Origin of the sequence: Nocardia sp. NPDC058497 (assembly GCF_042720195.1) — a bacterium.
GTDB lineage: Bacteria > Actinomycetota > Actinomycetes > Mycobacteriales > Mycobacteriaceae > Nocardia.
Map to the genome: position 1 here is coordinate 1 of NZ_JBHXMY010000453.1, position 4945 is coordinate 4945.

7 protein-coding genes are annotated in these 4945 nt (G+C 66.3%); 1 reads left to right on the forward strand and 6 read right to left on the reverse strand.

Going from position 1 to position 4945, the window contains the following annotated elements; all coding sequences use genetic code 11:
• Positions 1-475 (reverse strand): TetR/AcrR family transcriptional regulator (locus ACFWPJ_RS24590; RefSeq protein ID WP_378854744.1); only part of this gene is annotated, 475 nt, incomplete at its 3' end.
• Positions 476-538: 63 nt separating this feature from the next.
• Between ACFWPJ_RS24590 and ACFWPJ_RS24595 the strand changes: the two genes are divergently transcribed.
• Positions 539-979 (forward strand): hypothetical protein, encoded by a 441-nt coding sequence (locus tag ACFWPJ_RS24595; protein WP_378854745.1) that lies wholly within the window; start codon positions 539-541, stop codon positions 977-979.
• A gap of 65 nt (positions 980-1044) precedes the next feature.
• Here ACFWPJ_RS24595 and ACFWPJ_RS24600 read toward each other — a convergent pair whose 3' ends face one another.
• The 5 genes from ACFWPJ_RS24600 to ACFWPJ_RS24620 all read right to left on the reverse strand — a co-directional run.
• Positions 1045-2106: a Tn3 family transposase gene (locus ACFWPJ_RS24600; RefSeq protein ID WP_378854746.1), complete on the reverse strand. Its 1062-nt coding sequence runs from the start codon at positions 2104-2106 to the stop codon at positions 1045-1047.
• 343 nt (positions 2107-2449) lie between these two features.
• Positions 2450-3358 (reverse strand): DUF4158 domain-containing protein, encoded by a 909-nt coding sequence (locus ACFWPJ_RS24605; protein ID WP_378854747.1) that lies wholly within the window; start codon positions 3356-3358, stop codon positions 2450-2452.
• Positions 3359-3407: 49 nt separating this feature from the next.
• The gene (locus ACFWPJ_RS24610) at positions 3408-3635 is read right to left on the reverse strand and encodes a hypothetical protein (RefSeq protein ID WP_378854748.1); all 228 of its coding nucleotides are present in this window, start codon (positions 3633-3635) and stop codon (positions 3408-3410) included.
• 104 nt (positions 3636-3739) lie between these two features.
• Positions 3740-4075 (reverse strand): ferredoxin, encoded by a 336-nt coding sequence (gene fdxA, locus ACFWPJ_RS24615; protein ID WP_378854750.1) that lies wholly within the window; start codon positions 4073-4075, stop codon positions 3740-3742.
• 122 nt (positions 4076-4197) lie between these two features.
• A partial coding sequence (locus ACFWPJ_RS24620) for an NAD(P)/FAD-dependent oxidoreductase (RefSeq protein ID WP_378854749.1) occupies positions 4198-4945 on the reverse strand: 748 nt, incomplete at its 5' end.

A 4945-nucleotide genomic window follows, 5' to 3' on the forward strand; every position in this document is an offset into this window, starting at 1 on the left:
GGACTAGACCGTCGATGAGGGCGACGATGAGACTCGCGCGCTCGACGTCGCCGGTGATGGTCGCCGTCAATGCTACGAAACCCGCGGTGGTGGTCTCTATCGTGGCGGCCGTCAGTTGCCTGCTCGGTGGGTCCAGCTCGAGTAGCAGGCGCGCGCGGCTGCGTGCTCGCGCCGGGCCGAGCCAGTGCGCCAAAGTTGTTGTGGCGCCGTCGATCAGAACAGCCGGATCCATGTCCGGGGACAGTTGTCCGTCACTGTTCCGCTCGATGTCGGCCCGCTCGAGGTCGGCGATGCGGTCGACGACTGCGGTCAGTAGTGCGTGCCGGGTCGGGAAGTGGTAGCTGCAGGTTCCCGACGGCAGACCGGCATGCAACTCGACAGCGCGGTGTGTGAGCCCGCGCAGCCCGTGCTCGCCGATTACCTCGATGGCCGCGTCTGCCAGCACCGTCTTGCGATCCGGGTCACTCCTGTTCACAGACCCATGCTACAGATGTAGCATGCACTACAGATGTAGCATCCAAGTTTCGGGAGGTCCCTAATGCGTATTCCCTTCTACCGCATCGGCGCGTGGTGCTGGATCATCGCGGGCCTCGGCCACACCGTCGGCGACGTCGTCTTTACGCGACTCATGCCAACGGATGCGGACAAGGCGTTCGATGACGTTCTGCGAAACCAGCCCTTCGAGCTGGTGGGTTCGCAACGCAACCACTACGAGCTGTTCATGGGTTTCAGCCTGATAATGGGTATATCGGTAGCGCTTGTGGGCGTTCTGTTCCTCATGCTCGCTCGTTTCGCAGCCGAGCCCCGCCAAACGCGTCAGGCCGGATTCGTCGGCCTCGCAGCGTCATTGGGCCTCCTCGCGCTGAACGTCGCGTTGGAGCCGCCGCCACCGATTGTCCTGTTCACGCTGGCCAGCCTGGCGTTTGCGGGAGCCGTGGTCGTGCCGCTGCGGGCGCGTCGACCAATGACGGTCAGCTAGCAGGCAACGGAGCCCGTGTCCCATCGCCCGGCGCTGCACTCGACCGCATCCTTCGATAAGTGGGGTCAGTCCGGGCTATCGGGATCACGGAGCCTGCGGTGGGTGCCGCCGAGATCGGGCAAATGGAAGGCATAGTGGCCGTCGATGCCGATATGGGTGCGGATGAACGCCGACAGCCGCTGCGCGTCGGCAGCGAGCACCGGATAGCCCTGGGCGCGTAGCTGTTCCAAGGCGCGGTTGGTGTAAAACGTATTCCACAGAACCGTACAGTTGAGCACCCGCCCAAGCGCGGAGAGCTGATCTTCGATGCCCTCGTAATAGGTGCGGGTCATCTCCCCCTTCTTCCCGTGGTAGATCCGCCGCGCCAGGTCGTGGCGGCCCTCTCCGAGGTTGGCCTGCACCTTGCCTTCCCGGCGATACGGTTCGTCGTCGGCCAGGCGCAGGATGTGCAGGGTTTTGAAGATTCGCCCGTAGTGCGCGATCCCCTGCCCCAACGGGGTCGGATTGCCGTCACGGGAGATCATGCGTGTGACGTCGTGCGCGGAGACCTCACACTCATTGATCGACACCGCGACCCGGCACACGTCCTCCCAGTGCGCGGCGATCTTGTCGGCGTCGATGCGCCCCCGCGCGGCGTGGTTGAGCGGGCCGTAGTCCGCACCCTGGTCGAATCGCCACAACCGCTGATCGGGCAGATTCGTCAGTTGCGGCCGATCACGAGTCAAAGCGTCCACACCGGGGCTGGTCACCGGCTTGAAACCCACGTTCATCGCGTTCGCGCACAGCACCGCCGCGACCGACAACCCCAGATCGGCGACGCGGGCCCCGTTGCCCGAGGCGTGGGTGAACGCCTCGGCGAACCCGGGCACCCCGGATATGACTTCCAGGACCAGCTCGGGCAGGTCGACCTCGGGCAACATCGCCTCGACCCGGCGGCGCAAATCCACCAGCGACGGCGAATCCGGTTCCGCTTTCAGCGCGGCGAGGTGCAGGCGGCCGTCCTCGTCGACGGTCGCCGGACCATCACTGTCCAACCTCGCGGCGACCTCACGGTAGGCGGTGCCCACCGCGGCGGCGTGCTCGGCGAGCAACACCCCCGGATCATCGGGCAGGTTCAACGCATTCATTCCGGCCATGCGGGAGCGTTCCCACGCGTGCCCGACCAGCAGTTGGGCACGCGGGTCGCGCCAGCGCGTCGAGTGCGGGGCAAAGATGTTGCGGTGCTCGAGATGGCGATGGAACTGCTCGAGCAGACACAGTGTGTAGGCAGCGCGGTCGACCGCTCCGGGGGTCGACTCTCCCGATAGACAAGCCTCTTCCACCCACCATCGATGAGGTCGTGGTCGACCTGACGGGCATCGAGCCAGCTCGCGGGCAGCTTCGACTTCGTCGACATCAGCCCGCCCAAGGTCTTCATCGCCGCCAGCACCGCCGCACCGTCCGCGGTCGCTCCGAACACCACGGTGCGCATCAGCCGTGGCAGGAACACCCGGACCGTGGCAAGGCGACCGGCCAGCTCTTCGAGGCTCTGCCCGACAGCACTTTCACCGTGGCGACCATGACCGCCAGGCGATTGCGGCGAGGCTCGAGGCGCCGCAACGCGGGAGCCTTGCTCGACAACCCGTAGGTGGCCAGACCGATCACCCGACGCTGCGGAACCATCGACACATCCAGGGATTGCCCGCCCAGCGCGATGAGGTCGGCCAGCCGGTCCAAGGCGTCGAGCATCCCCCTGGAACTGGTCCGGAACACGCCCTTGCGGAGCCGTTCCAGCTCGCTGACATGGCGTTTACCTTCGGGTGCGTCCAGCAGCCCCAGGAGCGCTGAAGCCGAACCGGCAGTCAGTTGATCGATCAGCGCATTCCACAACCGCTGATCAGCAGTTTGTCGCCCATCGGTGACCAGGCGTTCCAACGTTCGGGGGCCAGGCAGCAGCGCCTGGCGTTTGCGTAGCCAGTCGACCGCCCCGGCGAATACCGCCTTCGGCCCGTCGCCGGTCGCCCACGCCTGGTCGGCGACCCACGCTGCCAACTCCGCCTCGACCTCGCCGTAGGAGGCCAAGGCGTACTCGCGCTGGATCTCCCAGGCATGTTCGAGTTTGGTCTTCTCCCGCTCTGTGTACTGCTTCACGCACGAGGAGTCCTCGATACCCAACTGCTCGGCGAGATAGTCGAGCAGCTCAGAAGGTACGTCGAGTGGATCGGCCAAGAACATTCCGAGCTGGCGGACCGTCACGACCTGAAGCGCGAAACCCAACCGGTTGTAGTCCCGACGCCGACCCGCGATCAGCTTCCGGTCTTCGTCATCGAGGTAGAAGAACCGCTCCAGCTCAACGCGAGACAACGCCCCGAACCGGCCGTAGCCGCCCTCATCGGTCACGACGACATGAAATCACCCGCAGGGCAACACCGCTCGAGATTTGGCGCGCTTAGCGCCGGATTGGGCGGATCCGCTCCTCGACCCCCTTGATGGTGAGCTTTTTCGCGATGTCCGGAACCGGGATGCCTTTGTTCTTCAGTGCGAGGGCGAAGGTGAGCGAGTCGTCGTCGATGACCTTGGGTCGGCCGCCGTGGTTGCCCTTGGAAGCGGCGATGGCTCCAGCACCCCGACCAGCCCTCTCGGCGCCAAGCCGAGCACTACCAGCCCAGACCCGCATCCCGAGCACGAAACTAGCTCGCTACCAACGAATTACGCATATCCGTTGTTCTTTCGGCGATTACTACCGGAACCCCCGGTAGGCACGCTGGTACGTGCGGGCGTTCACGGCTGGAACGCCTGAACGTATGGCGTGTCGACGCCGAGCGGGCCGACGCCCGTCGCGCCACCCGGCTGGCCGAGCGCTGCCGCCCGGCCGGGCAGCGGGTCGGCGAAGAAGCGGGCGTTCTCGCTGGCGAACTGCTCCTGACCTTCGGGAATGTCGTCCTCATAGTGGATCGCCTCGACCGGGCACACCGGTTCACACGCACCACAATCGATGCACTCGTCGGGCTGGATGTAGGCCATCCGATTGCCGATGAAGATGCAGTCGATCGGGCATTCCTCGATGCAGGCCCGATCCAGGACATCGACGCAGTCGGCACCGATCACGAACGTCACGCTGTTCTCCTCCACCATCGCCTGCCCGCCGCACGGGATGTCACCGAGCCTGGTGGGTGTTCGCGCCGGCGGGTAGTGGGCAATCACCCACCACCCCATAACTTCTCGTTATGTCCCGGTGGTCAGAGTCCGGTCGACGCGCCGAATTTCGCAATGCGGGAGGCCAGTTCCTTCAGCACGGCCGCGGAGCGCCCACCAAGGTAGGCGTTGCGCGGCGTGTCGTCGGTGCGGGTGAACTGCACGATCGCCGCGTGCCTGCCGAGGGTGACGGCGCGGCCGGTGTACGGGCCGAGGGTGAACGGTTTCGGGTCGCGGCCTTTGCTCAGGCGAGCCAGGGCGTTGGCCGCGTACATGCCCTGCGGGCTGGCGGTGTAGCAGGACTGGCGGGCGCCCGGGACCGCGGCGCAGTCACCGATCGCGAAGACCCGCTCGTCGTCGACACTGCGCAGGTAGTCGTCGACGACGGCGCGGCCGCTGGGATCGACGCGCAGACCACTGCGGGCGGCCAGATCGGGCGTGCTGCCGATGATCGCCCACAGGGTCAGGTCCGATGTCAGCACCCGGCCCGACCCGAGGTGCACGACAGTGCCCGCCGCGGACGCGTCGACATCGGCCACGGTGTCGTCGACGATCTCGACGCCCAACTGCCGCAACAGATCGCGGATGCGCTCGTGCGCGGTGTGGGTGAACGATCCCGCCACGGTGGCACCGATCAAGCGCACCCGCAGATCAGGCCTGCTCTCGGCCACCTCCGCGGCCGTCTCGACACCGGTCGCGCCGCCACCGATGACAGTGACGATGCTGCCCTCCCGCAGTGCGCCCAGTTCCCGCCGAGCCTGCTCCGCGCCCTCCCAGACACCGACCGGAACC